General features: G+C 59.9%; 27 protein-coding genes and 1 pseudogene. 25 read left to right on the top strand and 3 right to left on the bottom strand.

The window, feature by feature from the left end; translation table 11 throughout:
* Nucleotide 1 precedes the first annotated feature (1 nt).
* On the top strand, nt 2-451 hold the full coding sequence (fliJ, locus tag QZR14_RS21790) for a flagellar export protein FliJ (RefSeq protein ID WP_311997720.1): 450 nt from the start codon (nt 2-4) through the stop codon (nt 449-451).
* 22 nt (nt 452-473) lie between these two features.
* On the opposite strand, the gene QZR14_RS21785 is transcribed toward fliJ, so the two are convergent.
* Complete coding sequence (locus QZR14_RS21785) at nt 474-821, bottom strand: hypothetical protein (RefSeq protein ID WP_273917027.1); 348 nt, start codon at nt 819-821, stop codon at nt 474-476.
* Between the two features lie 225 nt (nt 822-1,046).
* Here QZR14_RS21785 and QZR14_RS21780 point away from each other — a divergent pair, with 225 nt between their 5' ends.
* From QZR14_RS21780 to QZR14_RS21720, 13 genes are all read left to right on the top strand, one after another.
* Entirely contained in the window at nt 1,047-1,352 is a 306-nt protein-coding gene (locus tag QZR14_RS21780) for an STAS domain-containing protein (RefSeq protein ID WP_311997719.1), read from the top strand.
* 5 nt (nt 1,353-1,357) lie between these two features.
* Complete coding sequence (locus tag QZR14_RS21775) at nt 1,358-3,061, top strand: ATP-binding SpoIIE family protein phosphatase (RefSeq protein ID WP_311997753.1); 1,704 nt, start codon at nt 1,358-1,360, stop codon at nt 3,059-3,061.
* Nucleotides 3,062-3,092: 31 nt separating this feature from the next.
* Entirely contained in the window at nt 3,093-3,440 is a 348-nt protein-coding gene (locus tag QZR14_RS21770; protein ID WP_250603757.1) for an Hpt domain-containing protein, read from the top strand.
* A gap of 104 nt (nt 3,441-3,544) precedes the next feature.
* A complete protein-coding gene (locus QZR14_RS21765; protein WP_311997718.1) occupies nt 3,545-4,915 on the top strand; it encodes a flagellar hook-length control protein FliK in 1,371 nt (456 codons plus the stop codon).
* Between the two features lie 1,059 nt (nt 4,916-5,974).
* The gene (gene fliL / locus QZR14_RS21760) at nt 5,975-6,478 is read left to right on the top strand and encodes a flagellar basal body-associated protein FliL (RefSeq protein WP_007920033.1); all 504 of its coding nucleotides are present in this window, start codon (nt 5,975-5,977) and stop codon (nt 6,476-6,478) included.
* A gap of 9 nt (nt 6,479-6,487) precedes the next feature.
* A complete protein-coding gene (fliM, locus tag QZR14_RS21755) occupies nt 6,488-7,456 on the top strand; it encodes a flagellar motor switch protein FliM (RefSeq protein WP_003222890.1) in 969 nt (322 codons plus the stop codon).
* A gap of 56 nt (nt 7,457-7,512) precedes the next feature.
* Nucleotides 7,513-7,971, top strand: a complete 459-nt coding sequence (gene fliN, locus QZR14_RS21750) for a flagellar motor switch protein FliN (protein ID WP_123452732.1) — start codon at nt 7,513-7,515, stop codon at nt 7,969-7,971.
* Nucleotides 7,972-8,424 (top strand): flagellar biosynthetic protein FliO, encoded by a 453-nt coding sequence (gene fliO / locus QZR14_RS21745; RefSeq protein WP_311997717.1) that lies wholly within the window; start codon nt 7,972-7,974, stop codon nt 8,422-8,424.
* On the top strand, nt 8,424-9,182 hold the full coding sequence (gene fliP / locus QZR14_RS21740) for a flagellar type III secretion system pore protein FliP (RefSeq protein ID WP_007920027.1): 759 nt from the start codon (nt 8,424-8,426) through the stop codon (nt 9,180-9,182). Before fliO ends, fliP begins: the two co-directional genes overlap by 1 nt.
* On the top strand, nt 9,179-9,448 hold the full coding sequence (fliQ, locus tag QZR14_RS21735; RefSeq protein WP_041072975.1) for a flagellar biosynthesis protein FliQ: 270 nt from the start codon (nt 9,179-9,181) through the stop codon (nt 9,446-9,448). The genes fliP and fliQ overlap by 4 nt, the downstream gene beginning before the upstream one ends.
* A gap of 3 nt (nt 9,449-9,451) precedes the next feature.
* Nucleotides 9,452-10,237, top strand: coding sequence for a flagellar biosynthetic protein FliR (fliR, locus tag QZR14_RS21730; RefSeq protein ID WP_250603761.1), 786 nt, complete (start codon nt 9,452-9,454; stop codon nt 10,235-10,237).
* A 3-nt stretch (nt 10,238-10,240) separates the two neighbouring features.
* Nucleotides 10,241-11,380 carry a flagellar biosynthesis protein FlhB gene (gene flhB, locus QZR14_RS21725; RefSeq protein WP_250603763.1) on the top strand — a complete coding sequence of 380 codons (1,140 nt, stop codon included), beginning with the start codon at nt 10,241-10,243 and terminating at the stop codon, nt 11,378-11,380.
* Between the two features lie 140 nt (nt 11,381-11,520).
* Nucleotides 11,521-11,757 (top strand): hypothetical protein, encoded by a 237-nt coding sequence (locus QZR14_RS21720; protein WP_311997716.1) that lies wholly within the window; start codon nt 11,521-11,523, stop codon nt 11,755-11,757.
* 203 nt (nt 11,758-11,960) lie between these two features.
* Here QZR14_RS21720 and QZR14_RS21715 read toward each other — a convergent pair.
* Nucleotides 11,961-12,319: pseudogene (locus QZR14_RS21715) on the bottom strand (DUF6124 family protein).
* A 586-nt stretch (nt 12,320-12,905) separates the two neighbouring features.
* Here QZR14_RS21715 and QZR14_RS21710 point away from each other — a divergent pair.
* Complete coding sequence (locus QZR14_RS21710; protein ID WP_311997715.1) at nt 12,906-13,583, top strand: hypothetical protein; 678 nt, start codon at nt 12,906-12,908, stop codon at nt 13,581-13,583.
* A gap of 146 nt (nt 13,584-13,729) precedes the next feature.
* On the opposite strand, the gene QZR14_RS21705 is transcribed toward QZR14_RS21710, so the two are convergent.
* Entirely contained in the window at nt 13,730-14,089 is a 360-nt protein-coding gene (locus QZR14_RS21705) for a DUF6124 family protein (protein WP_008083868.1), read from the bottom strand.
* A gap of 619 nt (nt 14,090-14,708) precedes the next feature.
* On the opposite strand from QZR14_RS21705, the gene flhA reads away from it, so the two are divergent.
* The 10 genes from flhA to motD all read left to right on the top strand — a co-directional run bounded on the left by flhA (nt 14,709) and on the right by motD (nt 26,379).
* Nucleotides 14,709-16,838, top strand: coding sequence for a flagellar biosynthesis protein FlhA (gene flhA, locus QZR14_RS21700; RefSeq protein ID WP_093439768.1), 2,130 nt, complete (start codon nt 14,709-14,711; stop codon nt 16,836-16,838).
* 11 nt (nt 16,839-16,849) lie between these two features.
* On the top strand, nt 16,850-18,190 hold the full coding sequence (gene flhF / locus QZR14_RS21695) for a flagellar biosynthesis protein FlhF (RefSeq protein ID WP_103306839.1): 1,341 nt from the start codon (nt 16,850-16,852) through the stop codon (nt 18,188-18,190).
* 116 nt (nt 18,191-18,306) lie between these two features.
* Nucleotides 18,307-19,137: a flagellar synthesis regulator FleN gene (fleN, locus tag QZR14_RS21690; RefSeq protein ID WP_003222917.1), complete on the top strand. Its 831-nt coding sequence runs from the start codon at nt 18,307-18,309 to the stop codon at nt 19,135-19,137.
* Complete coding sequence (gene fliA, locus QZR14_RS21685; protein WP_093439777.1) at nt 19,134-19,874, top strand: RNA polymerase sigma factor FliA; 741 nt, start codon at nt 19,134-19,136, stop codon at nt 19,872-19,874. The genes fleN and fliA overlap by 4 nt, the downstream gene beginning before the upstream one ends.
* 166 nt (nt 19,875-20,040) lie before the next feature.
* Nucleotides 20,041-20,412 (top strand): chemotaxis response regulator CheY, encoded by a 372-nt coding sequence (locus QZR14_RS21680; protein ID WP_024012118.1) that lies wholly within the window; start codon nt 20,041-20,043, stop codon nt 20,410-20,412.
* A gap of 18 nt (nt 20,413-20,430) precedes the next feature.
* Nucleotides 20,431-21,219, top strand: coding sequence for a protein phosphatase CheZ (locus QZR14_RS21675; protein ID WP_042607546.1), 789 nt, complete (start codon nt 20,431-20,433; stop codon nt 21,217-21,219).
* 54 nt (nt 21,220-21,273) lie between these two features.
* The gene (locus QZR14_RS21670) at nt 21,274-23,550 is read left to right on the top strand and encodes a chemotaxis protein CheA (protein WP_311997714.1); all 2,277 of its coding nucleotides are present in this window, start codon (nt 21,274-21,276) and stop codon (nt 23,548-23,550) included.
* Between the two features lie 49 nt (nt 23,551-23,599).
* Nucleotides 23,600-24,736 (top strand): protein-glutamate methylesterase/protein-glutamine glutaminase, encoded by a 1,137-nt coding sequence (locus QZR14_RS21665; protein WP_311997713.1) that lies wholly within the window; start codon nt 23,600-23,602, stop codon nt 24,734-24,736.
* The gene (locus tag QZR14_RS21660) at nt 24,736-25,476 is read left to right on the top strand and encodes a flagellar motor protein (protein WP_003222929.1); all 741 of its coding nucleotides are present in this window, start codon (nt 24,736-24,738) and stop codon (nt 25,474-25,476) included. Before QZR14_RS21665 ends, QZR14_RS21660 begins: the two co-directional genes overlap by 1 nt.
* A 12-nt stretch (nt 25,477-25,488) precedes the next feature.
* On the top strand, nt 25,489-26,379 hold the full coding sequence (motD, locus tag QZR14_RS21655; protein WP_093439795.1) for a flagellar motor protein MotD: 891 nt from the start codon (nt 25,489-25,491) through the stop codon (nt 26,377-26,379).
* The last annotated feature ends 8 nt before the right edge of the window (nt 26,380-26,387 follow it).

Raw genomic sequence — 26,387 nt, 5'->3', positions numbered from 1 at the left:
CATGGCCGTCAGCCGCGCTGAGCGCCTGGCACCGGTGGTGGACATGGCCGAAAAGGCCGAGAAGACCGCCGTGCAACGGCTGGGCTATTTTCAGGGCCAGGTCAAAGTCGCGGAAAGCAAACTGGCCGACCTCAATGCCTTCCGTCTGGATTACTCGCAGCAATGGATCGTGCGCGGCAGCACCGGCGTGACCGGGCAATGGCTGCTGGGTTTTCAGGGCTTTCTGGCGCAACTCGACACTGCGGTTGATCAGCAGCGGCAGAGCCTGGTCTGGCACCAGGACAAGCTCGACAAGGCCCGTGAGGAATGGCAGCAGGCCTTCGCCAAGGTCGAAGGTTTGCGCAAACTGGTGCAGCGCTATCGCGAAGAGGCGCAACGCCTCGAAGACAAGCGTGAGCAGAAGTTGCTTGATGAGTTGTCCCAGCGGTTGCCGCGGCAGAATCCGTTCTAAGATAATGCCGCGGAAACACTGGTTATTTCTCTTCTACAAAAAAGTTCAAATCGTGGGATTGGCCAGGGATCGGGGTACCGTTTCTGGAAACAGTGAAGTAAGCCACTGCGTCATTTCCCTGCAACTGCCAATCCCGGGTTGGGTCGAGCTTTATGCCGACCTTCCCTTGCTCTACCCCTGAGGGCGTCACGCTCGCCGATCTCGAGTATTCAGGGTTGCGCCCGCCTCGGATATTAAAGGTCACCGCATCATTCAGTTTGAAACTGTAAGAAGCCATCAATATCGCTTTGGCGTCGTCGAATTCTTTTTTCGTGACCCTGTTTGGGCTGGATGTTCCTTCCAGGGAGATTTCAAAGGTTTTACTGGTCATGGCAAATTTTCTCCATCCTGAGTGAGTGCTGGCGGCCTGCCAGTCACACGCAGTAGGCGTCGAGGCGAGTTGTAACTTCTACTGTCAGATCTGACAGTCCAGACGGACGGTAACCGGTTACTTGCGAGTCGCCGATCGGCTCCCTCCTGCGGTAGTTCGGGTTGCTGCTCGCTTGATCAAGTGCTAAACCTTGTACAAGTTCGTCAATGACAAGGAAGCCAGTCAATGTCAGTCGTTACAGAAGTCTCTCAAGATGGTCAAAAACTGACGATCTCGGTCAGGGGGCGCTTTGATTTTGGCCGCCATCAAGAATTTCGCGAGTCCTATGAGCGGCTCGACAAGAAACCTGAATCCATTGTGGTGGATTTGAAGGAAGCCACTTACCTCGACAGTTCGGCGCTGGGCATGCTGCTCCTGCTGCGGGATCACGCCGGTGGCGATGAGTCGGATATCCGCGTCGTCAACAGCAGTTCCGATGTGAAGAAAATCCTCGCGATTTCCAATTTCGACAAACTCTTCGACATCACTTGACGGCCATGCAGGCGCAAGAGCCGCTAACGATCCTGATCGCCGAAGACAGCGCCGCCGATCGACTGTTGCTGTCGACCATCGTCCGTCGTCAGGGTCATGAAGTCCTGACGGCGGCCAACGGTGCCGAAGCGGTCGATCTGTTTCGTCGGCAACAACCCGATCTGGTGCTGATGGACGCGATGATGCCGGTGATGGACGGCTTTGAAGCGGCGCGGCAGATCAAGGCGCTGGCGGGCGAGACGCTGGTGCCGATCATCTTCCTCACCTCGCTGACGGAAAGCGAAGCGCTGGCCCGTTGTCTGGAGGCCGGGGGCGACGACTTTCTGGCGAAGCCCTACAACCAGGTGATCCTCGCCGCCAAAATCAAGGCGATGGATCGCTTGCGCCGCTTGCAGGCAACGGTCTTGCAACAGCGCGACCTGATCGCCAAACACCATGATTACCTGCTCAACGAACAACGCGTGGCCAAAGCGGTGTTCGACAAGGTCGCGCACTCTGGTTGCCTGAGTGCGGCGAATATCCGTTACCTGCAATCGCCCTATGCCTTGTTCAACGGCGATCTGTTGCTCGCGGCCTACACACCGGCGGGTGACATGCATGTGCTGTTGGGCGATTTCACCGGGCATGGCTTGCCGGCAGCCGTCGGGGCAATGCCGCTGGCCGAGGTGTTCTACGGCATGACCGCCAAGGGCTACGGCCTCGCCGAAACCCTTCGCGAGATGAATGCCAAGCTCAAACGCATCCTGCCGGTGGACATGTTCTGTTGTGCCACGTTGCTGTGCCTGAGTTTTCAGCGGCGTTCGGTCGAAGTCTGGAACGGCGGTATGCCTGACGGTTATCTGCACCGGATTGCCACGGGTGAGCGCGTGCCGTTGGCCGCACGGCACTTGCCGTTGGGGGTGTTGAGCGCGCAGGCGTTCGATGACCGTACGGAAGTCCATCCAATGGCCGTCGGTGATCGGATATTCGTGTTGTCCGACGGCGTGATCGACACCAGTGACGCCAGTGATCAACTGTTCGGCGTCGAGCGTTTGCAGCAGGTGTTCGCCGCCAATCGCGAGCCGGATCGCTTGTTCGAAGATATCGAACAGGCGCTGCGGGATTTTCGCGGCGAGGCGCGCGACGATGTCAGCATGGTCGAGGTCAGCCTGCTGGAGCCGGCGCAGGTTAATCCGTTGGCACCGGTGTATTCCGACAGCGGCCAATCGTGTCCGCTCGACTGGTCGGTGAGTTTCGAATTCCGTGGCGCCACGCTCAAGCGTTTCAATCCGTTGCCGTACCTGTTGCAGTTGCTGCTTGAGGTGCATGGTCTGCGGGCGCAGAGTGGTGCTTTGTACAGCGTGCTGGCCGAGTTGTATTCCAATGCGCTGGAGCATGGCGTGCTCGGTCTGGATTCCAGTCTCAAGCGCGATGCGGCGGGTTTCGCTCGCTACTATCAGCAGCGCAACGATCGGCTGGAGGCGCTGCAGGACGGTTTCGTGCGCGTGCATTTGCAGGTGCAGCCACACGGCGAGGGCGGCCGACTGATCATTCGTGTTGAAGACAGCGGCAAGGGCTTTGATGTGGCGCGGGTCATGGAGCGGCCGCTGGACGGTGTCCGTTTGTCGGGACGCGGCGTCAGTCTGGTCCGGCAATTGGGGCATAGCGCCAGTTGGTCGGACGAAGGTCGTAGTGCCCGCGTGGAGTTTTCCTGGGAGGTTGAGGCATAATCCGCGCAATTCTTGATCAAGGAGTGAACAAGTGACTGACACACATATTGATCGCGAGGCGCTGAGCGTACTGCGCGAAGTCATGGAGGAGGGTTATCCGGAGCTTCTGGATACCTTTCTGGCGGATTCCGAAAATCGCTTGGTTGAGCTGCGAAAGGCAGACAACGCCAGGGTTTTGTCGGAAGTAGCTCACAGCTTCAAAGGCAGCGCGAGCAACATGGGCGCTGTCCGCCTGGCGGCGCTCTGCCAGGAGCTGGAATCGGAGGCCAAAGATAAAAGTCCTTCGGAAATCGTCAAACTGGTCGCCGAGATCAGCGGCGAATTTGCCGATGTGCGCCCTGTTTACGAAGATGAGCGACAGCACGCGTTGACTCATTGATCTCGCCGTCCGGCGCTTTTCTCAAGCGTCGGACAAAACTGGCCCGGCACTTGCAGTCAACTCCGCAACTGTACCTACGATCCCAGTGCAGCGGAGACCGTTTCATGCCTGCGACCCCCAACATCCTTCTTCAGAACGCCGCTCAGGCCAAGGCGCAAGCCGCCTCGGCCAAAACGTCGGCTATGGCCGTAGACACTGGGGATAAAGCCTCTAGCTTCGCCAAGGTGTTCGCCGATCAGGGGTCGAACAAGCCCGTCGTCACCGCTGATAATTCGCCTAAATCTTCGCGCGACAAAGTCGCTGACAACAGCGGCAAAAAGGACATCGGCAAAGATCCGTCTGCCGCTGCGCAGCCGGCGGTTGCCGATAGCGGCAACGACTTGCCTGCCGACAAAACCGCAGCGACCGATGACAGCAGCACCAGCAACGACGACACCAATGACACCGCTCAGACGCCAGTCGTAGATGCGGCGCCGGTTGATCCGACGCTCGATCCGGCGTTGGCAACCGCTGTGCAGCCTGTAGCGACTGCGCCAGTGGTGCAGACTCCGACTGTTGTGGCCACTGCCGAGCCTGAAACCGAAACCCCTGCGCTCGCCGCACTGCCGGGTACGGTCAAAGATCCGGCACCGACCAGCGACAGCGATTTCGACCCTTCGGCCGATCCGCTCGACTCGATGCCGGCCGTGCGCATGGCGATGGAGCAGGGCGGGCACATTTCCGCCGCCAGCCAGGCGCAACCGAAAGCGTCGCCGGCTCAGGCGCAGGCCGACGGCGAATTGACTTCCGCGCAAACCTTCGCCGCCGGCATGGCCAGCATGCTCGACGTGCAAGCCGACAAGGACAGCACCAGCCAGGGTGGCGAGAAGGCGTTCAGCGGCTTGATCGACGACGGCCTCAAAGATCTCAAGACAGCGACCAGCGATACCCGTGTCGATGACTTCGCCAACCGTCTGGCGGCATTGACTCAAGCCGCCACGCCGAAGACCGCGAATGCTGTGCCGGTGAACCAGCCGATCGCGATGCATCAGAGTGGCTGGACCGAAGAAATCGTCAACCGCGTCATGTATCTGTCGAGCGCCAATCTGAAGGCGGCGGACATTCAGTTGCAGCCGGCTGAGCTGGGGCGATTGGACATTCGCGTCAACATGGTTCCGGATCAACAGACGCAAGTGACCTTCATGAGCGCGCACCCAAGCGTGCGTGAAGCGCTGGACGGGCAGATGCATCGTCTGCGCGAGATGTTCAACCAGCAGGGCATGGGCCAGGTCGACGTCAATGTCTCCGACCAGAGCCGTGGCTGGCAGGGGCAGCAGGGTCAGGAGCAGGCGCAACAAGGCCAGAGCGGTCGCACCAGCGCGGCCGGCGGTCGCCTCGATTCGGCGGATGACGAATTGGCGCCTGCCGCCATTGCTGAAACCGCCGCTCAAACCACCAGCGTGATCGGCAGCAGCGCGGTCGACTATTACGCTTGAGCAAAATCAAGAGCCCCTCACCCTAGCCCTCTCCCAGAGGGCGAGGGGACTGATTGGGGGATGCTTGCGAAGTACGCCGACCGGATACTTCTGTTGTGAATCCATAATGGACTCGGTCTTTCAGGTCGATGTTTGACGTCTGACACCTCGGTCGGCCCCCTGAAAACCCTCACACTAGCCCTCTCCCAGAGGGCGAGGGGACTGATTGGGGGATGCTTGCGAAGTACGCCGACCGGATACTTCTGCTGTGAATCCATAATGGACTCGGTCTTTCAGGTCGATGTTTGACGTCTGACACCTCGGTCGGCCCCCTGAAAACCCTCACCCTAGCCCTCTCCCAGAGGGAGAGGGGACTGATTGGGGGGTGCTTGCGAAGTACGCCGACCGGATGCTTCTGCTGTGAATCCATAATCGACTCGGTCTTTCAGGTCGATGTTTGACGTCTTGCACCTCGGTCAGCCCCCTGAAAACCTTCACCCTAGCCCTCTCCCAGAGGGCGAGGGGACTGATTGGGGGATGCTTGCGAAGTACGCCGACCGGATACTTCTGCTGTGAATCCATAATGGACTCGGTCTTTCAGGTCGATGTTTGACGTCTGACACCTCGGTCGGCCCCCTGAAAACCTTCACCCTAGCCCTCTCCCAGAGGGAGAGGGGACTGATTGGGGGATGCTTGCGAAGTACGCCGACCGGATACTTCTGCTGTGAATCCATAATCGACTCGGTCTTTCAGGTCGATGTTTGACGTCTTGCACCTCGGTCAGCCCCCTGAAAACCTTCACCCTAGCCCTCTCCCAGAGGGCGAGGGGACTGATTGGGGGATGCTTGCGAAGTACGCCGACCGGATACTTCTGCTGTGAATCCATAATCGACTCGGTCTTTCAGGTCGATGTTTGATGTCTGACACCTCGGTCAGCCCCCTCTCCCTCCGGGAGAGGGCTGGGGTGAGGGTGGCTTTTGACTTTAGCGTTGTCTCCACTACCACTGACACTTCTGGCATAACACTTGCTCTTGCCTTGCCGTGCGACTGTGAAAACCCGATTAGTGACGGATTATTGGCATGGCGAAGAGCGAAACAGCAGCAGTGAAAGACCCCGCAACCAAAGGCAAACTCAAGCTGATCATTGTGATCGTGCTGGCGTTGCTGTTGGCCATTGGTGCATCCGTGGGGGCGACCTGGTTCTTCATGCACAGCGCCCAGAGCAAGCCTGCCGAGGCCGCCGATGCGGCGCCTGTGGGCAAGCAGCCAGCGATCTTCGAGCCGATGGCGCCGGCCTTTGTTGCCAACTACAACCAGAACGGTCGTCAGCGCTACATGCAGGTGAGCATCACCATGCTGGCGCGTAATCAGGCCGATCTGGAAGCGCTCAAAGTGCACATGCCGGTGATCCGCAACAACCTGGTGATGCTCTTCTCCGGTCAGGATTTCGCCACCTTGGCGACGCCGGTCGGCCAAGAGATGTTGCGCCAGAAGGCCACAGCCAGCGTCCAGGAAGTGGCGCAGAAAGAGCTGGGCAAAGTGGTGATCGAACAGTTGCTTTTCACTAATTTCGTATTGCAGTAGGAACACGACATGGCCGTGCAGGATCTGCTGTCCCAGGATGAAATCGACGCGCTGTTGCATGGCGTCGACGATGGTCTGGTACAGACCGATAACGCTGCCGAACCCGGCAGTGTCAAAAGCTACGACCTGACCAGTCAGGATCGCATCGTCCGTGGACGCATGCCGACTCTGGAAATGATCAACGAGCGTTTTGCCCGTTACACCCGCATCAGCATGTTCAACATGTTGCGCCGTTCGGCGGACGTTGCCGTCGGTGGCGTGCAGGTGATGAAGTTCGGCGAATACGTGCACTCGCTGTACGTGCCGACCAGTCTCAACCTGGTCAAGATCAAACCGTTGCGCGGCACCGCGCTGTTCATCCTTGACGCCAAACTGGTGTTCAAACTGGTGGACAACTTCTTCGGCGGCGACGGCCGTCACGCCAAGATCGAAGGGCGTGAATTCACCCCGACCGAACTGCGTGTGGTGCGCATGGTGCTGGAGCAGGCTTTCGTCGATTTGAAAGAAGCGTGGCAGGCGATCATGGAAGTCAATTTCGAGTACATCAACTCGGAAGTGAACCCGGCCATGGCCAACATCGTCGGCCCGAGCGAAGCGATTGTGGTCTCCACCTTCCACATCGAACTCGATGGCGGTGGCGGTGACCTGCACGTGACCATGCCGTACTCGATGATCGAGCCGGTGCGCGAAATGCTCGACGCCGGTTTCCAGTCCGACCTCGACGATCAGGATGAGCGCTGGGTCAACGCGCTGCGTCAGGACGTGCTCGATGTCGACGTACCCATCGGCGCCACCGTGGCGCGCCGCCAGTTGAAACTGCGCGACATCCTGCACATGCAGCCGGGTGACGTGATCCCGGTCGAAATGCCGGAAGACATGATCATGCGCGCCAACGGCGTGCCGGCCTTCAAGGTCAAGATGGGCTCGCACAAAGGCAACCTCGCGTTGCAAGTGATCGAGCCGATCGAGCGTCGCTGAAGCGGCGCTCTCACCCCCACACATTTAGCTGAATTGTTGCCCGCCGAGGACAAATGATGAACGACGATATGAACGCCCAGGACGACCAGGCACTGGCTGACGAATGGGCTGCAGCCCTGGAAGAAACCGGTGATGGCAGCCAGGCTGACATCGATGCGCTGCTGGCCGCCGACGCTGGCGCCGCAAGCTCCAACCGTCTGCCGATGGAAGAGTTCGGCAGCGTGCCGAAGAACAACGACCCGGTGACGCTGGACGGCCCGAACCTGGACGTGATTCTCGACATCCCGGTGTCGATCTCGATGGAAGTGGGCAGCACCGACATCAACATCCGCAACCTGCTGCAACTCAACCAGGGTTCGGTGATCGAGCTCGATCGTCTGGCCGGCGAGCCGCTGGACGTGCTGGTCAACGGCACCCTGATTGCGCACGGTGAAGTGGTGGTGGTCAACGAAAAGTTCGGCATCCGCCTGACCGACGTGATCAGCCCAAGCGAACGCATCAAGAAGCTGCGCTGAGTGAAACGGTTTCTCTGGGCTTTGCTGGCATTGCCATTGAGCGTGCTGGCCGCCGAGCCGTCGACGGCGACCACCGTGCCCGCCGCCACCGCGCCGATGGTCAACAGTGGTGTGGCCGGGCAACTGACGCAGTTGGTGTTTGGCCTGTTGCTGGTGCTGGGGTTGATCTTCTTCCTCGCCTGGCTGTTGCGCCGGGTGCAGCAGGCAGGACCGGCGGGCAAGGGCCAGGTGATCGAGCTGATCGGTTCGCGCGCGCTCGGGCCGCGTGACCGGTTGCTGCTGGTGCAGGTCGGCAACGAGCAGATTCTGCTCGGCCTCAGCCCCGGTACGATCACCGCGCTGCATGTGCTCAAGGAGCCGGTCGAGGTGCCCAGTGCCAGTGAGAAAGCGACGCCGGAATTTGCCCAGCATCTGCTGAAGATTCTCGGCAAGGATCAGAAGGATACGAAGTAATGGGTGCGTTACGCATCGTCTTGACGCTGGCTCTGCTGCTGGCCGCGCCGCTGGCGTTCGCCGCCGATCCGTTGTCGATCCCGGCGATCACGCTGGGCACCAACGCCGATGGCGCGCAGGAGTATTCGGTCAGTCTGCAGATCCTGCTGATCATGACCGCCCTGAGCTTCATCCCGGCGGCCGTGATTCTGATGACCAGTTTCACCCGGATCATCATCGTTTTCTCGATCCTGCGTCAGGCCCTCGGTCTGCAACAGACGCCGTCGAACCAGATCCTCACCGGCATGGCGCTGTTCCTCACCCTGTTCATCATGGCCCCGGTGTTCGACCGGGTGAACAACGATGCGCTGCAACCGTATCTGGCGGAAAAACTCACCGCCCAGCAAGCGGTGGAAAAGGCCCAGGTGCCGATCAAGGACTTCATGCTCGCCCAGACCCGCACCAGCGATCTCGAGCTGTTCATGCGCCTGTCCAAGCGCACCGACATCGCCACCCCGGATCAGGCGCCGCTGACTATTCTGGTGCCGGCCTTCGTCACCTCCGAGCTTAAAACCGCGTTCCAGATCGGCTTCATGATCTTCATCCCGTTCCTGATCATCGACCTCGTCGTGGCCAGTGTGCTGATGGCGATGGGTATGATGATGCTGTCGCCGCTGATCATCTCGCTGCCGTTCAAAATCATGCTGTTCGTGCTGGTTGATGGCTGGGCGCTGATCATCGGCACCCTGGCCAGCAGTTTCGGAGGTGTCTCGCCATGACGCCGGAAGTCGCGGTCGATATCTTTCGTGAAGCGTTGTGGCTGACCACGTTAATGGTCGCGATTCTGGTGGTGCCGAGCCTGTTGGTCGGCCTGCTGGTGGCGATGTTCCAGGCCGCGACCCAGATCAACGAACAGACCCTGAGCTTCCTGCCGCGTCTGCTGGTGATGCTGGTGACCCTGATTGTCGGCGGTCCGTGGATCGTGCAGACCTTCATGGAATACATCATCCAGTTGTACAAAAACATCCCGATGGTCATCGGCTAAGCCATGCAATCGCTGCTTCAGCTGACCGACACCCAGATCAGTACCTGGGTGGCGTCGTTTATGTTGCCGCTGTTTCGCGTCGCTTCGATGCTGATGGTGATGCCGGTGTTCGGCACCACCCTGGTATCGCGCCGGGTGCGCCTGTATTTCGCCGTGGCCATCACCGTGTGCATTGCGCCGAGCCTGCCGCCGATGCCGGCGGTCAGCCCGCTGGATCTCAGTGGCTTGTTGCTGATTGCCGAGCAGATTCTCATCGGTGCGGTGCTGGGCTTTTCATTGCAGCTGTTTTTCCAGGCGTTTGCCGTGGCCGGACAGATCGTCGCGATTCAGATGGGCATGGGCTTCGCCTCGATGGTCGACCCGGCCAACGGCGTCTCGGTGGCGGTGATCGGGCAATTCTTCACCATGCTCGTGACGCTGTTGTTCCTGTCGATGAACGGCCATCTGGTGGTGTTCGAAGTCCTCACTGAAAGCTTCACCACGCTACCGGTCGGCAGCGGTCTGATGACCGCGCATTACTGGGAACTGGCCGGCAAACTCGGCTGGGTGCTGGGGGCGGCGTTGTTGCTGGTGTTGCCGGCGGTCACCGCGTTGCTGGTGGTCAACATCGCCTTTGGCGTGATGACCCGTGCCGCGCCGCAACTGAACATTTTCTCCATCGGTTTCCCGCTGACCCTGGTCCTCGGTCTGTTTATCGTCTGGGTCGGTCTGGCGGACATTCTCAATCAGTATCAGCCGCTGGCCACCGAGGCCTTGCAGCTGTTACGCGAACTGGCACGGGCGCGCTGAGTCATGGCAGAGAGCGAAAGCGGTCAGGACAAAACAGAAGACCCCACGGAGAAACGCAAAAAGGATTCCCGTGAGAAGGGTGAGATTGCCCGCTCCAAAGAGCTCAACACCCTCGCCGTGACCATGGCCGGTGCCGGTGCGCTGCTGGTGTTCGGCGGCATGCTGGCCGAAGACCTGATGGAGCTGATGCGCCTGAACTTCACGCTGTCGCGCGAGGTGATCATGGATCAGGGGTCCATGGGCGCATTTCTGTTGAAGTCGGGTCAGATGGCGCTGGTGGCCATTCAGCCGTTTATGATCACGTTGTTGCTGGCGGCCCTGATCGGCCCGATCTCGCTCGGTGGCTGGCTGTTTGCGGCCGGTTCCATGGCACCCAAGTTCAGCCGGATGAACCCGGCTGCGGGCTTGAAGCGGATGTTCTCCTTCAAGGCAGTGGTCGAACTGCTCAAGGCGCTGGCCAAGTTTCTGATTACCTTGGGTGTGGCGTTGGTGGTGTTGTCGTCCGACGTCGATGACTTGTTGCGTATAGCTCACGAGCCGCTTGAAATGGCGATCATTCACAGCGTCACGCTGGTGGGTTGGAGCACCTTGTGGCTGGCCTGCGGCTTGATCATTATCGCCGCCGTCGATGTGCCGGTGCAGCTCTGGGAAGCGCACAAGAAACTGCTGATGACCAAGCAGGAAGTGCGCGACGAGCACAAGGATCAAGAGGGGCGCCCGGAGGTCAAACAGCGCATTCGCCAGACCCAGCGCGAGATGTCCCAGCGGCGCATGATGGCGGCAATTCCCGACGCCGACGTGGTCATCACCAACCCGACCCACTACGCCGTCGCGCTCAAGTACGACTCGGAGAAGGGCGGGGCACCGGTGCTGCTAGCCAAGGGCAGCGACTTCCTTGCGTTGAAGATCCGCGAAATCGCCGTGGCCAACAACGTCATGCTCCTCGAATCGCCGGGGCTAGCGCGCTCGATCTACTACTCCACCGAACTGGAGCAGGAAATCCCCGGCGGCCTGTACCTGGCGGTTGCCCAGGTACTGGCCTACGTCTACCAGATCCGCCAGTACCGCGCCGGCAAGGGCAAACGCCCGGATCCGCTCAAGGACGACTTGCCGATTCCGCCGGACCTGCGCCGCGATTCCTGACGGTGCTGTGCAGCCGTTTGTCTGAGATCTCCCATTACTGTCAACTCTGACAGGTGCAGTCGCCGTGATTTTGCAGTTTGATACAAGGTGCTGCCGCGTACCGGGCGCAGGCATGTGATCGAGTGCAAGGGAGCAAGGCAATGAAAGGTATTTTCAGCAGCTACGATGAAAAAACCGGAAGAGGCACCATCAAGCCGAAGCAATCGGGACGATCCCTATCCTTTGCCGAAGCCACGGGTTTTTTTCTGACCGCCAAAGAATACCGGTTCAGCATTCCATTGGCCGATGCCCGTCAGGCGAACGTCAAAGTGGGCGGCGAGGTTGAGTTCGAATTGCCCAAAAGCAAGAGTGGAAAAGTAAAAATCCTCCGGTATTGAGCAACCGATCGCCCTCATCACAAACACGGCTGAAACGAAAAAACCGCCGCCCCGATTCAACGGCGCGGCGGTTTTTTTATGGTCGTTCCCACGCTCTGCGTGGGAATGCAGCTCGGGACGCTCCGCGTCCCTTCCAAAGCCGAACGCGGAGCGTCCGTTGAGGCAATCCCACGCAGGAGCGTGGGAACGATCATCGCGTGTCGCTACTGCGGCAACTCCAGATTATCCATCACCCGATTCACCGCCAACTCGCCGAGCATGATCAGCTGCGCAATCCCCAACAGCGTCCTGCGTTGCGACGCGGGATGAGGTGGGCGAAGTCATGGGCGATGGTTCTGGCTGAGGCGAGTGTTTCGCTGGCGTCGGCCAGCAGTTCCTCGTTTTTGAAGTCGGCGGTGACGGCGTACATCCGACGGGTTTTGCGCGGTGGTGGAGTAGAGCCGGGAGGGGAGAGGTAGTGATCGAGGGCGCGTTCGGTGGCGTCGTTGAGTTTTTTTGAATCGAGGGATTCGTAGGGGGAGGCGAGGTTGGTTTCGGGTAGGTTGGGTGTTGGTTTGATCATGGTGAAGCTCCTAGAGTCGATGAAGCCGCTACCTTTCGCTGCGATACGAAAAGGAGGTGGCAGCTATACGCGGGTCGCAGACCGGGACTCTAGAACCGGCAGACCCGAAGGTCTCCCACGTACAGCCGCCATAAAAAAAGCGGGTGTTGTGCGTCCAGAGATCGACGGGCTGCGAGACCCGATAGCTGATTCGTCAGCGACCGCACCACAATAGAACCCGACCCCAAAGCGCACAAGCCGGCGGATTCTGGCGTAGCTGTAGGCAATGGCGCAAGAATTAGTAGCCTCAAAGGCGTGCCTGGAGGTGTCTTTTAGAAACCAGGGTTTAAAAGGTGATGTGGGCGAAGATCTGGTTGTAATTGGTCTGTTTCCGAGGGATTCCCGCCGGATTTGCACCGCGATTCCTGATGGTTACCGTCTGTCTGGAAAACCTCTGAACCTGTCAAGTCTGACAGTAGACGGCTGCGCCCGCCGGCGCTTTCATTGCCATGGGAATTCTCCCGGCATTTCCCTGCATTGGTCGCTCTGATCATCTGATACGAGTACCAGGGATCGGCGCCTGAATCGGGTTTCAGAGGAAGCAACCATGGCAGACCAGCCCTACATAAAGTTGCAAGGTATGGAGGTTGAATTCGTCTCGGGAGTGTTGGAACAACGTACAGCCGATCGCGCAATCGGTTACACCGTGACTTTCAAGTTGATGCTGGACTTCACCCATTTCAAGCAGATGGCCAACGTCTACAGCGCCAACTATCTGGAAGTGTCGAACAACGCGATTCGGCCGGAGCTGGAAGGTTTGGCGTACCACAATCACTACAGTGTGATTGGTGCTTCTGCCGGAAAAATCGTCAACAGTGCGATGCTTTTCGAACTCTTCACCGATCCGGATTTGTACCTGGATGCCTGGATCAACAATGAAATGGAGAGGCGATTTGGCAAGCCGGAATTTGTCATAGAGGGAAATGCGCTGTTGATGACGGCGCGGCAGGACTTTCGTTGGGAAAATCCGGAGCGCGAAATCAAGATCGAAGACCTCCCCGTCATTTGGTTTGATTGGGCTCTCACCCTCATTGAGCAGCGGACAAAAGTGTCTTGGGGGCTACCGGAGCGTACGACGCCGATATCGGTGGTGACGTTTATGTACACGCAAGACGAGGTCGTCGTTATCGAGGGTACGGAGATGCTCAAGGGCGCGCGCTATATCAACGGCAAGAGGCTCAGTTTCGGCCCGATTTCACCTGAACAGGTTTTAATCGCGCAGTGACCATCCACCCGCCGCCCCGGGTTGATCGTTCCCACGCTCTGCGTGGGAATGCAGCCCGGGACGCTCTGCGTCCCTTCCAGAACCGAACGCGGAGCGTCCGTTGAGGCATTCCCACGCAGGACCGTGGGAACGATCATCGCGTGTCGCTACTGCGGCAACTCCAGATTATCCATCACCCGATTCACCGCCAGCTCGCCGAGCATGATCAGTTGCGCGATCCCCAACAGCGTCCGGCGCTGCGACGCGGGGATTAGGTGGGCGAAGTCATGGGCGATGGTTCTGGCGGAGGCGAGGGTTTCGCTGGCATCGGCCAGCAGTTCTTCGTTTTTGAAGTCGGCGGTGACGGCGTACATCCGGCGGGTTTTGCGCGGTGGTGGGGTGGAGCCGGGTGGGCAGAGGTAGTGATCGAGCGCGCGTTCGGCGGCGTCGTTGAGCTTTTTGGAATCGAGGGATTCGTAGGGGGAGGCGAGGTCGGTTTCGGGTGGGTTGGGTGTTGGTTTGATCATGGTGAAGCTCCTTTGAAGTGGAGCCGCTACAACCTGTCGCTAAACAGGAAGGGTGGCGGCTGTACGCAGGTTAGCGAACCGGTCAAAGGCACCCGGCAGACCCGAGGGTCTCCCGCATACAGCCACCATGACGAAATTGCGAAAATACAGATCCGCAACGAAGCCTGGAACGCTGATGCACCTTTGACTTGAATTCGAGTCGCTAAACCCGATCGCTGATTCGTCAGCGACCGGACCACAATAGAACCCGCCCCCAAAGCGCACAAGCCGGCGGATTCTGGCTTGGCTGTAGGCAATGGCGCAAGGATTTGTAGCCTTGAAGACGTGTCCTGAAGTGTCTTTTAAACACCTGAGTTTAAGAGGCACTTTGTGCTGACTAAACTGGCCCCTTCGCGAGCAGGCTCGCTCCCACATTTGGATTGCATTCCACTCCCAGATTTGGAATGCGGTTCCCTGTGGGAGCGAGCCTGCTCGCGAAGGGGCCAGACCAATCAGCAAAAAATCCTGGTTAAAAACCTCTGTTTCATCCCGCCGGCAAAAGTTGGAAAGCTTCTTGCAGTACCCGCCGTGAGCCCGCTCTGGGCGTCAAAAGTTTGCTTTAAAGGAACGGGGAAAACCGGTGGATCGCTCTCAGTTATTCAACACTGCTCGCACAAACGTTGCCGACCTCAGTCGAGGCAATCTGGGCGTGCCGTTGTTGCTGCTGGTCATGCTGGCGATGATGATGTTGCCGGTGCCGCCGTTCCTGCTCGACGTGTTCTTCACCTTCAACATTGCCCTGTCGATCGTCGTCCTGCTGGTTTGCGTGTACGCGCTGCGGCCGCTGGATTTCGCCGTGTTCCCGACGATTCTGCTGGTCGCGACGTTGCTGCGGCTGGCGTTGAACGTGGCCTCGACGCGGGTGGTGATGCTCCACGGTCAGGACGGCCACGCCGCCGCCGGTAAGGTGATTCAGGCCTTCGGTGAGGTGGTGATCGGCGGTAACTACGTGGTCGGTATCGTGGTCTTCGCGATTCTGATGATCATCAACTTCGTCGTAGTGACCAAGGGTGCCGGGCGGATTTCCGAGGTGAGCGCGCGCTTCACCCTCGATGCGATGCCCGGCAAACAAATGGCGATCGACGCTGACCTCAACGCCGGCCTGATCGACCAGAACCAGGCCAAGATGCGCCGTCAGGAAGTCGCCCAAGAGGCCGAGTTCTACGGTTCGATGGACGGTGCCAGCAAGTTCGTCCGCGGTGACGCCATCGCCGGCCTGCTGATTCTGTTCATCAACCTCATCGGCGGTATGGCCGTCGGTATCTTCCAGCACAACATGAGCTTCGGCGATGCGGGCAAGGTTTACGCCTTGCTGACCATTGGTGACGGTTTGGTGGCGCAATTGCCATCACTGTTGTTATCAACAGCGGCGGCGATCATGGTGACCCGTGCTTCCGGTTCGGAAGACATGGGCAAACAGATCAATCGCCAGATGTTCGCCTCGCCGAAAGCGCTGGCGGTGGCCGCCGGTCTGATGGCGGTCATGGGCCTGGTGCCGGGCATGCCGCACTTCTCGTTCCTGAGCATGGCGGCGCTGGCCGCTGGCGGCGCGTACCTGTTCTGGAAGAAGCAGAATGTGGCCAAGGTTGTGGCGTTGGAGGAGGTCAAGCGCCAGCAGGATTTGCTGCCGTCGCCGGCCCGCGCCATGGAAACCAAAGAGCTGGGCTGGGATGACGTGACGCCGATCGACATGATCGGCCTGGAAGTCGGTTATCGCCTGATTCCATTGGTCGATCGCAACCAGGGCGGGCAATTGCTGGCGCGGATCAAGGGCGTGCGCAAGAAGCTCTCGCAGGATCTGGGTTTCCTGATGCCGACCGTGCACATTCGCGACAACCTCGACTTGGCGCCAAGCGCCTATCGCCTGACCCTGATGGGCGTGATCCTCGCCGAAGCCGAGATCTATCCGGATCGCGAACTGGCGATCAACCCGGGCCAGGTGTACGGCACGCTCAACGGCATCAACGCCAAAGATCCGGCTTTCGGCCTCGAGGCGGTGTGGATCGAAATCAGCCAGCGTGCCCAGGCACAATCGCTCGGTTACACCGTGGTCGACGCCAGCACCGTGGTTGCGACCCACTTGAACCAGATTCTGTACAAGCACTCCAGCGAGCTGATCGGCCACGAAGAAGTGCAGCAACTCATGCAATTGCTGGCCAAAAGCTCGCCGAAACTGGCAGAAGAGCTGGTGCCGGGCGTGGTCACGTTGTCGCAGTTGCTCAAAGTGCTGCAAGCGCTGCTCGCCGAACACGTGCCGGTGCGCGATATCCGCAGCATTGCCGAAGCCATCGCCAACAACGCCGCGAAGAGTCAAGATACCGCCGCTTTGGTGGCTGCTGTGCGGGTCGGCGTATCGCGCGCCATCGTTCAAAGCATTGTAGGCACTGAGTCCGAGCTGCCTGTGATCACCTTGGAACCAAGGTTGGAACAAATATTGCTCAATAGTCTGCAGAAGGCAGGACAAGGCTCGGAAGAGGGCGTTCTGCTGGAGCCAAGCATGGCCGAGAAGCTGCAGCGTTCGCTCATCGAAGCGGCGCAGCGTCAGGAAATGCAAGGTCAGCCGGTGATCCTTTTGGTCGCTGGCCCGATCCGCGCGATGCTCTCGCGCTTTGGCCGCCTCGCCGTCCCTGGACTGCATGTGCTGGCTTACCAGGAAATACCGGACAACAAGCAAGTGACCATCGTTGCGACAGTAGGGCCCAACGGCTGAGGTAGTGGTTTATGCAAGTTAAGCGTTTCTTTGCCGCCGATATGCGTCAGGCCATGAAGCTGGTTCGTGATGAGCTGGGCGCTGATGCGGCCATCATTGGCAACCGCCGCATTGCCGGCGGTGTCGAGTTGACGGCGGCACTGGATTACAAATTGTCGGCGCTGGCGCCACGGGTTCCGAACATGGAACTCGAAGACGAACTGCGCAAGACCCAGTCGCGCATCGTCACCGCCCAGGCTGAGCTGAGCCTGCGTGGCGAAGCCGACGGCAATAGCAATCGCCAGATCTTTGCCGGGCTGCCGTTGACCGCCGGCCTGCCGCTGACCGCCGCTGAACCGCTGAGCGAGCCGACTTACGCTGCTCCAGCGCGTCCGGCCCCGGCCCCTGCGCAGTCCTCCGGCGGTGTCGATCCGCGTGCACTGGATTCGATGCGTTTTGAATTGAACAGCCTGCGCGAGCTGATGGAAGTTCAGCTCGGCACCCTGGCCTGGAATCAGCTGCAAGGCAGCCGCCCGGCGCAAGCCAATCTGTATCGCCGTCTGCAACGTATCGGCCTCTCCGGCCCGTTGTCGCGCGATCTACTGGCGATGATCACCGATATCGAAGAACCGCGTCAGGCCTGGCGCATGCTGCTGGCGCACCTGGCACGGATGATTGCCGTACCGGAAGTCGAGCCACTGGAAGAGGGCGGTGTGATTGCCATGGTCGGCCCGGCCGGCATGGGCAAGACCACCACGCTGGCCAAACTTGCCGCGCGTTATGTGCTGAAATACGGCGCGCAGAACGTCGCGCTGGTGAGCATGGACAGCTTCCGCATCGGCGCTCAGGAACAACTGAAGACCCTGGGCCGCATTCTCAATGTGCCGGTGACCCACGTTGATCCGGGCCAATCGCTGGTGCAAGCGCTGGACCCATTGCTGCGCAAACGCGTGGTGCTGATCGATACCGCCGGCCTGCAAGCCAGCGATCCAGCCCTGCGCATGCAGCTCGAAAGTCTGGCCGGGCGCGGCATTCGTGCAAAAAATTATCTGGTCTTGGCAACCACCAGCCAGAAACAGGTTCTAACCGCCGCTTATCACAGTTACAAGCGTTGCGGGCTTGCCGGCTGCATCCTGACTAAACTGGATGAAACGGCCAGCCTTGGCGAAGTGTTGAGCCTGGCGATCAGTCATGAATTGCCGGTCGCGTACCTGACCGATGGCCCACGGATTCCGGATGATCTGCATCTGCCGCGCCGTCATCAACTGGTCAGCCGCGCCGTCAGCGTGCAAATGCAGGAAGAACCCAGCGAAGAAGCCATGGCTGACATGTTCGCTGATATCTATCACAGCCCGACCAAGCAGGTAGGCTGAGGTATTCATGAACAGTTTTTGTACCTACATCGATGGTCTGCCATGCATTGTTCCGATCGGGAACGCGCAGCCAGTAATGTGGCCTCCGTCTATGCAAGACAAGGTAAAGAAATAACATGGGCAGCATGCATCCCGTACAGGTGATCGCGGTGACCGGCGGCAAAGGTGGCGTCGGCAAGACTAACGTGTCAGTGAACTTGTCGCTGGCGCTGGCAGAGCTTGGCCGTCGGGTCATGCTGCTGGACGCCGACCTCGGTCTGGCGAACGTTGACGTATTGTTGGGGCTGACCCCTAAACGCACGCTGGCCGACGTCATCGAAGGCCGTTGCGAGTTGCGCGACGTGCTGTTGCAAGGCCCCGGTGGCATCCGCATCGTGCCGGCGGCGTCCGGCACGCAAAGCATGGTGCACCTGAGCCCGGCGCAACATGCCGGCCTGATTCAGGCGTTCAGCGACATCGGCGACAATCTCGACGTATTGGTGATCGACACCGCTGCGGGTATTGGTGACTCGGTAGTCAGTTTTGTGCGCGCCGCGCAAGAAGTGTTGCTGGTGGTCTGCGATGAGCCGACTTCCATTACCGACGCCTACGCGCTGATCAAATTGCTCAACCGCGATTACGGCATGAACCGCTTCCGCGTCCTCGCCAACATGGCGCAGAGCCCGCAGGAAGGGCGCAACCTGTTCGCCAAGTTGACCAAGGTCACGGATCGCTTCCTTGACGTGGCCCTACAATACGTCGGCGCCGTGCCTTACGACGAAAGCGTGCGTAAAGCGGTGCAGAAGCAGCGCGCGGTGTACGAAGCCTTTCCGCGTTCCAAGTGCGCGCTGGCGTTCAAGGCGATTGCGCAGAAGGTCGATACCTGGCCGCTGCCCGCCAACCCGCGTGGCCACCTTGAGTTTTTCGTCGAGCGCCTCGTGCAGCAAACGGCAGGGCCCGTGCTATGACCGCAAGCGGTATGAACTACTACAAGAAGTCGGCACGTGACGCGCAGTACGAGCTGATCGAGCGTTACGCGCCACTGGTCAAACGCATTGCCTACCACTTGCTGGCACGCTTGCCGGCGAGTGTGCAGGTCGAAGACCTGATCCAGGCCGGGATGATCGGCCTGCTCGAAGTCTCGACCAAATATGACGCCAGCAAAGGCGCCAGTTTCGAAACGTACGCGGGCATACGAATCCGCGGCGCGATGCTCGACGAAGTGCGCAAAGGGGATTGGGCGCCACGCTCGGTTCACCGCAATACCCGTATGGTCAGCGACGCAATTCGCTCAATTGAAGCTAAAACCGGCCGTGATGCTAAAGATCACGAGGTTGCGGCCGAACTCCAATTGAGTCTCGACGATTACTACGGGATTTTGAATGACACCTTGGGCAGTCGCCTGTTCAGTTTCGACGACCTGTTGCAGGACGGCGAACACGAAGGGCTGCACGAGGATGGCGCGAGTGCTCATATGGAGCCGTCACGCGATCTGGAAGATGAACGCTTCCAGGCAGCGCTGGCGGACGCGATTGCCAATTTGCCGGAGCGTGAGCGACTGGTGTTGGCGCTGTACTACGACGAAGAGCTGAACCTCAAGGAGATCGGTGAAGTCCTTGGCGTCAGTGAATCGCGGGTCAGCCAGTTACACAGCCAGTGCGCGGCCCGTTTGCGGGGGCGTTTGGGGGAGTGGCGAGCGCGCTGAAGGCAGTGTGGGGACACTGCGAACGAGGCTGGTGCGGTGATGAACGGCACCGGTCTTGCTCTGTTGTGCTCCAGACAGTCTTCGAGTGCTGCGCCGATTGATTGAAGTGGCGCGTCCAGGTGCTGGGCGCGTTTAAGACTGCTTGGAGGTCGAATTGAACAAAGACATGAAAATCCTCATCGTTGATGACTTCTCAACGATGCGGCGGATCATCAAGAACCTGCTGCGTGATCTTGGGTTCACCAACACCGTCGAGGCTGACGATGGCACCACTGCCATTCCAGTGCTCAACAGCGGCAGCATCGACTTTCTGGTAACGGACTGGAACATGCCGGGCATGACCGGTATCGACCTGCTGCGCCATGTGCGTGCCGATGAAAAACTCAAGCACCTGCCAGTCCTGATGGTCACGGCTGAAGCCAAGCGCGAGCAGATCATTGAAGCCGCCCAGGCCGGTGTAAACGGCTACGTAGTCAAACCTTTCACGGCTCAGGCGTTGAAAGACAAAATCGAGAAGATTTTCGAACGCATCGGCTGATGAACGCGCGGGGGAGCTATGGAGCATAACGAATCTTCACAGGGCGATTTCGAATCGACCCTGAAAAAACACGCGGTCGAACTGGTCGAAAGCCTTGAAAAAGGCAGGTTCGGCGACGCTGTGCAACTGATCCATGAGCTCAATCAGACCCGTGACCGCGGCCTGTACCAGGAAGTGGGCAAGCTCACACGTGAACTGCACAGTGCGATCGTCAACTTCCAGATCGATCCGCACATGCCACAGGCCGAGGAAGTGTCGCAAATCACCGACGCCACTGAACGCCTGGGCTATGTGGTCAAGCTGACGGAAGCCGCGGCCAACCGCACCATGGATCTGGTGGAAAGCGCCACGCCGGTGGTCAACAGTCTGGCTGATGAAGCGCAGACCTTGAGCGCCGATTGGGGGCGTTTCATGCGTCGCGAGGTCGGGGCTGAGGAGTTCCGTGAACTGGCGCGCCGGGTCGACGGTTTTCTGTCACGCAGCAGCACGGACAACCGTGCAGTGTCGAGCAATCTCAACGACATCCTGCTGGCCCAGGATTACCAGGACCTGACCGGTCAGGTGATCAAGCGGGTGACCCAACTGGTCACCGAAGTCGAAAGCAATTTGCTCAAACTCGTGCTCATGGCCAGTCAAGTCGACCGCTTTGCGGGCATCGAACATGACCGCGCCGCGATGCTTGCAGAAAAAGATCCACAAAAACATCTCTCGCAGGGTGAAGGTCCGCAGATTCATGCCGATAAACGAGAAGACGTTGTGTCCGGTCAGGACGATGTGGACGATTTGTTATCCAGCCTCGGATTCTAGTGTTTTGGAATTTTAGGTTTTTTGGGTTTTTAGACCTGTAGGAGCACCCCATTAATGAGCTTCGGCGCCGATGAAGAGATCCTTCAGGATTTCCTGGTTGAGGCCGGCGAGATTCTTGAGCAACTGTCCGAACAACTGGTCGAGCTGGAAAGCCGTCCGGATGACGCAGATCTGCTCAACGCAATTTTTCGCGGTTTCCACACTGTAAAAGGGGGCGCCGGCTTCCTTCAGCTCAACGAGCTGGTGGAGTGCTGTCACATCGCCGAAAACGTGTTCGACATCCTGCGCAAGGGTGAGCGTCGCGTTGATGCAGAACTGATGGACGTTGTCCTCGAAGCACTGGACGCGGTGAACAGCATGTTCAGCGAAGTCCGCGAGCGTGCGCCGATCACCGCCGCCACCCCGGAACTGCTGGCCGCCCTGGCGCGCCTGGCCGAACCGCAATCGGCGGACGAAGCCCCGGCTTCGCCAGTGGCCGAGATGATCGAAGAACTGGTCGTCGAAGGCGACGCGTCGGGCGACATCACCGATAACGAATTTGAACAGCTGCTGGACTCGCTGAACGCCGTCAAGGCTGAAGCCGAAGCCCCGGCCGTTGCTGCCCCTGTGCAAACGGCTGCTGAAGCTGCGAGCGATGAAATCACCGATGCCGAGTTCGAGTCGTTGCTCGATCAGTTGCACGGCAAAGGCCAGTTCGCGGCGGATGCCGTGGCACCGACTGCTGCGGCGCCGGCAGCGCCTGCGGCGGGCGACAGCTCGGACATCACCGACGACGAATTCGAAGCCCTGCTCGATCAACTGCATGGCAAGGGCAACTTTGCCGTTGAAGCGCTGGAGTCGGCGATTGCCTCGGCACCGGCTGCGCCAGCCGCACCGACCGCTGCGGCGGCCGGCAGCGATCTGATCAGCGATCACGAGTTCGAATCGCTGCTCGACGAATTGCACGGCAAAGGCAAGTTCACTGACGTTGGTGCCGCGCCTGCCGGCGCCGCTTCGACGGTGGCTGCGCCTGCGGCCAAGGCTGCGGCCGCTCCGGCTGCTGCGCCGAAAGCCGCGCCCAAGCCTGAGCCGAAAGCCGAAACGCCAAAACCGGCTGCCGCTGCTGCACCGGCTCCGGCCCGTGCCGCCGCTGCGCCGCCACCGGAAAAACCGGCTAGCGAAGCCGAGACCACCGTGCGGGTCGACACCGCGCGTCTCGACGAAATCATGAACATGGTTGGCGAGTTGGTGCTGGTGCGTAACCGTCTGGTACGCCTGGGCCTCAACAGCGGCGACGAAGCCATGTCCAAGGCCGTGTCGAACCTCGACGTGGTCACGGCAGACTTGCAGACCGCGGTGATGAAGACCCGGATGCAGCCGATCAAGAAGGTCTTCGGGCGCTTCCCGCGTCTGGTTCGCGACCTGGCACGTCAGCTCAAGAAAGAGATCAACCTGGAACTGGTGGGTGAAGAAACCGACCTCGACAAAAACCTTGTCGAGGCCCTGGCCGACCCGCTGGTCCACTTGGTGCGCAACGCCGTCGACCACGGCATCGAGTCGCCGGAAGAACGCGAAGCCTCGGGCAAGGCCCGTGGCGGTCGTGTTGTCCTGGCCGCCGAGCAGGAAGGCGACCACATCCTGCTGTCGATCTCCGATGACGGTAAAGGCATGGATCCGAACGTCCTGCGTTCGATCGCGGTAAAACGCGGTGTGATGGACAAGGACGCGGCCGATCGCCTCAGCGATACCGAGTGCTACAACCTGATTTTCGCCCCGGGTTTCTCGACCAAGACCGAGATCTCCGACGTGTCCGGCCGCGGTGTCGGCATGGACGTGGTGAAGACCAAGATTTCCCAGCTCAACGGTTCGATCAACATTTACTCGACCAAGGGCCAGGGCTCGAAGATCGTCATCAAGGTGCCGCTGACCCTCGCGATCATGCCAACCCTGATGGTGATGCTCGGCAATCAGGCGTTTGCGTTCCCGTTGGTCAACGTCAACGAAATCTTCCACCTCGACCTGTCGACCACCAACGTCGTCGACGGTCAGGAAGTGGTGATCGTGCGGGACAAGGCCTTGCCATTGTTCTACCTCAAGCGCTGGCTGGTCAGCTCCGCCGCTCACGAAGAGCAGCGTGAAGGCCATGTGGTGATCCTTTCGGTGGGCACTCAGCGGATCGGCTTCGTCGTCGATCAACTGGTCGGCCAGGAAGAAGTGGTCATCAAGCCATTGGGCAAAATGCTGCAGGGCACTCCGGGCATGTCCGGCGCCACCATCACTGGTGACGGCCGCATCGCGCTGATTCTCGATGTTCCAAGCATGCTCAAGCGTTACGCCACGAAGCGTATTTGAATCCGGGGTGGCGGGGCGACAACGTCCCGCTGCACCTAATGGAGTGTTTATGGCAGTCAAAGTCCTGGTGGTGGACGATTCAGGTTTTTTCCGCCGCCGCGTCTCGGAAATTCTTTCAGCGGATCCGAGCATCCAGGTGGTCGGCACCGCCACCAACGGTAAAGAGGCGATCGATCAGGCTCTGGCGCTCAAGCCGGACGTGATCACCATGGACTACGAGATGCCGATGATGGACGGCATCACGGCAGTGCGGCACATCATGCAGCGCTGCCCGACCCCGGTGTTGATGTTCTCCTCGCTGACGCACGAAGGCGCTCGGGTCACCCTCGATGCGCTGGATGCTGGTGCGGTGGATTTCCTGCCGAAGAATTTCGAAGACATCTCGCGTAATCCGGAGAAGGTCAAGCAACTGCTGTGCGAGAAGGTCCACAGCATCTCGCGCAGCAACCGTCGCTTCAGTGCCTACAGCGCGCCTGCGCCTGTGGCTGCGCCAGCCCCGACGCCTGCTCCGGCAGCGTCGAGCTTCAGCAGCCACAGCGCCAGCGCGCCGGCACGTCCGGCCCCTGCGCCGGCACCGACTCGCGCGCCGGCGGCCAGTGCTTCGTCGCCAGCACCGAAACGCAAGGCCTACAAACTGGTTGCCATCGGGACATCGACCGGCGGCCCGGTGGCCCTGCAACGTGTGCTGACCCAGTTGCCGGCGAACTTCCCGGCGCCGATCGTGCTGATCCAGCACATGCCGGCAGCGTTCACCAAGGCCTTCGCCGAACGCCTCGACAAGCTCTGCCGCATCAGCGTCAAGGAAGCCGAGGATGGCGACATCCTGCGTCCGGGCCTGGCGCTGCTGGCACCGGGTGGCAAGCAAATGATGATCGACGGCCGTGGCGCGGTGAAAATCCTCCCGGGTGACGAGCGCCTGAACTACAAGCCGTGCGTGGACATCACCTTCGGTTCGGCGGCGAAATCCTACGGCGACAAAGTTCTGGCGGTAGTGCTGACCGGCATGGGCGCCGACGGCCGTGAAGGCGCGCGTCTGCTCAAGCAGGGCGGCAGCGCGGTGTGGGCGCAAGATGAGGCCAGCTGCGTGATCTACGGCATGCCGATGGCCATCGTCAAAGCCGACCTCGCCGACGCGGTGTACAGCCTCGACGACATCGGCAAGCACATTGTCGAGGCGTGCCTCTGATGGATGTTCTAAGCCTTATCGGGATCATCATGGCGTTCGTCGCCATCATCGGCGGCAACTACCTGGAAGGTGGACATCTCGGTGCGCTGGCCAACGGCCCGGCGGCGCTGATCGTACTGGGCGGCACCATCGGTGCCGCACTGCTGCAATCGCCGATGAGCGCGTTCAAGCGCGCCATGCAGATCCTCGCCTGGATTCTGTTTCCGCCACGGGTCGATCTGGCCGGCGGCATCGATCGCGTCGTCAACTGGAGCCTCACCGCGCGCAAGGAAGGCCTGCTGGGCCTGGAAGGCGTGGCCGATGCCGAACCCGACAACTACTCGCGCAAAGGCCTGCAATTGCTGGTCGACGGTGCTGAGCCGGAAGCGATCCGCAGCATCCTTGAAGTGGATTTCTACACCCAGGAAGCCCGCGACATCGAGGCCGCAAAAGTCTTTGAAAGCATGGGCGGCTACGCGCCAACCATCGGCATCATCGGTGCGGTGATGGGCCTGATCCACGTGATGGGTAACCTCGCCGATCCGACGCAATTGGGCAGCGGCATTGCCGTGGCCTTCGTCGCGACCATTTACGGCGTGGCCAGTGCCAACCTGGTGTTATTGCCCGTGGCGGCCAAGCTGAAGTCAATCGCGTTGCGGCAGTCGCGTTATCGCGAAATGTTGTTGGAAGGGATCTTGTCGATCGCCGAAGGTGAAAACCCTCGCTCCATTGAGTTGAAGCTGCAAGGCTTCATGGATTAAGGGAATAACCTCATGGCTCGTCGTCGCCACCAGGAAGAACACGTCAATCACGAGCGCTGGCTCGTGTCCTACGCGGATTTCATCACGCTGTTGTTCGCGTTCTTCGTGGTGATGTACTCGATTTCGTCGATCAACGAAGGCAAGTACAAAGTCATTTCCGAAGCGCTGATCGGGGTCTTCACCGACTCCGACCGCTCGCTCAAACCGATCCCGATTGGCGATGAACGACCGAAAACCGTGACCCCGGCCAAGCCGCTGGTCAAGGACGCCGAGCAGGTCGACGCCGGTATTGCCGGTGCCAGCGATCCGCTGAAAAGCATCGCCGATGACATCAGCGCCGCGTTCGGCGACTTGATCAGCTCCAACCAGATGACCGTGCGCGGCAACGAGTTGTGGGTCGAGATCGAACTCAATTCCAGCCTGTTGTTTGGCAGCGGCGATGCGATGCCGAGTGATATCGCGTTCAACATCATCGACAAGGTCGCGGCGATCCTCAAACCGTTCGATAACCCGATCCATGTCGAAGGTTTCACCGACGATCAACCGATCCGCACCGCGCAGTACCCGACCAACTGGGAGCTGTCCTCGGCGCGTTCGGCGAGCATCGTGCGCATGCTGGCGATGCAGGGCGTCAACCCAGGTCGCCTGGCGTCGGTGGGTTACGGTGAATTTCAGCCGGTGGCCAATAACGCCACCGCTGAAGGCCGCGCGAAGAACCGTCGCGTGGTGCTGGTGGTGTCGCGCAATCTCGATGTGCGCCGCAGCCTCACGGGCACCGGGACCGCCCATGCGCAACCGGACGCTGCGTTGAAGCGTGCTGGCACACAAACTGCACCGACCCCGGTCAAGACGCCGGGACGCGAGAGTGCCGTCAATTCTCCGTCACCCGCATTAACACGCTGAGCTATGTC

Source organism: Pseudomonas sp. rhizo66, from assembly GCF_031931925.1.
GTDB lineage: Bacteria > Pseudomonadota > Gammaproteobacteria > Pseudomonadales > Pseudomonadaceae > Aquipseudomonas.
The sequence above is the reverse complement of the archived record's forward strand: the minus strand, read 5'-3'. Positions and strand labels throughout refer to the sequence as shown.

Bases quoted from the DNA above. Each gene is read 5' to 3' on its own strand.
- fliL (WP_007920033.1), top strand. From the start codon at position 5,975: ATGGCGAAGAGCGAAACAGCAGCAGTGAAAGACCCCGCAACCAAAGGC.
- QZR14_RS21785 (WP_273917027.1), bottom strand. From the start codon at position 821: ATGACCAGTAAAACCTTTGAAATCTCCCTGGAAGGAACATCCAGCCCA.
- QZR14_RS21780 (WP_311997719.1), top strand. From the start codon at position 1,047: ATGTCAGTCGTTACAGAAGTCTCTCAAGATGGTCAAAAACTGACGATC.
- QZR14_RS21710 (WP_311997715.1), top strand. From the start codon at position 12,906: ATGGCAGACCAGCCCTACATAAAGTTGCAAGGTATGGAGGTTGAATTC.
- fleN (WP_003222917.1), top strand. From the start codon at position 18,307: ATGGGCAGCATGCATCCCGTACAGGTGATCGCGGTGACCGGCGGCAAA.
- flhF (WP_103306839.1), top strand. From the start codon at position 16,850: ATGCAAGTTAAGCGTTTCTTTGCCGCCGATATGCGTCAGGCCATGAAG.
- QZR14_RS21775 (WP_311997753.1), top strand. From the start codon at position 1,358: ATGCAGGCGCAAGAGCCGCTAACGATCCTGATCGCCGAAGACAGCGCC.
- QZR14_RS21680 (WP_024012118.1), top strand. From the start codon at position 20,041: ATGAAAATCCTCATCGTTGATGACTTCTCAACGATGCGGCGGATCATC.
- fliJ (WP_311997720.1), top strand. From the start codon at position 2: ATGGCCGTCAGCCGCGCTGAGCGCCTGGCACCGGTGGTGGACATGGCC.
- fliQ (WP_041072975.1), top strand. From the start codon at position 9,179: ATGACGCCGGAAGTCGCGGTCGATATCTTTCGTGAAGCGTTGTGGCTG.
- QZR14_RS21670 (WP_311997714.1), top strand. From the start codon at position 21,274: ATGAGCTTCGGCGCCGATGAAGAGATCCTTCAGGATTTCCTGGTTGAG.
- flhB (WP_250603763.1), top strand. From the start codon at position 10,241: ATGGCAGAGAGCGAAAGCGGTCAGGACAAAACAGAAGACCCCACGGAG.
- QZR14_RS21660 (WP_003222929.1), top strand. From the start codon at position 24,736: ATGGATGTTCTAAGCCTTATCGGGATCATCATGGCGTTCGTCGCCATC.
- QZR14_RS21705 (WP_008083868.1), bottom strand. From the start codon at position 14,089: ATGATCAAACCAACACCCAACCCACCCGAAACCGACCTCGCCTCCCCC.
- fliA (WP_093439777.1), top strand. From the start codon at position 19,134: ATGACCGCAAGCGGTATGAACTACTACAAGAAGTCGGCACGTGACGCG.
- fliM (WP_003222890.1), top strand. From the start codon at position 6,488: ATGGCCGTGCAGGATCTGCTGTCCCAGGATGAAATCGACGCGCTGTTG.
- QZR14_RS21765 (WP_311997718.1), top strand. From the start codon at position 3,545: ATGCCTGCGACCCCCAACATCCTTCTTCAGAACGCCGCTCAGGCCAAG.
- QZR14_RS21675 (WP_042607546.1), top strand. From the start codon at position 20,431: ATGGAGCATAACGAATCTTCACAGGGCGATTTCGAATCGACCCTGAAA.
- motD (WP_093439795.1), top strand. From the start codon at position 25,489: ATGGCTCGTCGTCGCCACCAGGAAGAACACGTCAATCACGAGCGCTGG.
- QZR14_RS21665 (WP_311997713.1), top strand. From the start codon at position 23,600: ATGGCAGTCAAAGTCCTGGTGGTGGACGATTCAGGTTTTTTCCGCCGC.
- fliN (WP_123452732.1), top strand. From the start codon at position 7,513: ATGAACGACGATATGAACGCCCAGGACGACCAGGCACTGGCTGACGAA.
- fliR (WP_250603761.1), top strand. From the start codon at position 9,452: ATGCAATCGCTGCTTCAGCTGACCGACACCCAGATCAGTACCTGGGTG.
- QZR14_RS21720 (WP_311997716.1), top strand. From the start codon at position 11,521: ATGAAAGGTATTTTCAGCAGCTACGATGAAAAAACCGGAAGAGGCACC.
- fliP (WP_007920027.1), top strand. From the start codon at position 8,424: ATGGGTGCGTTACGCATCGTCTTGACGCTGGCTCTGCTGCTGGCCGCG.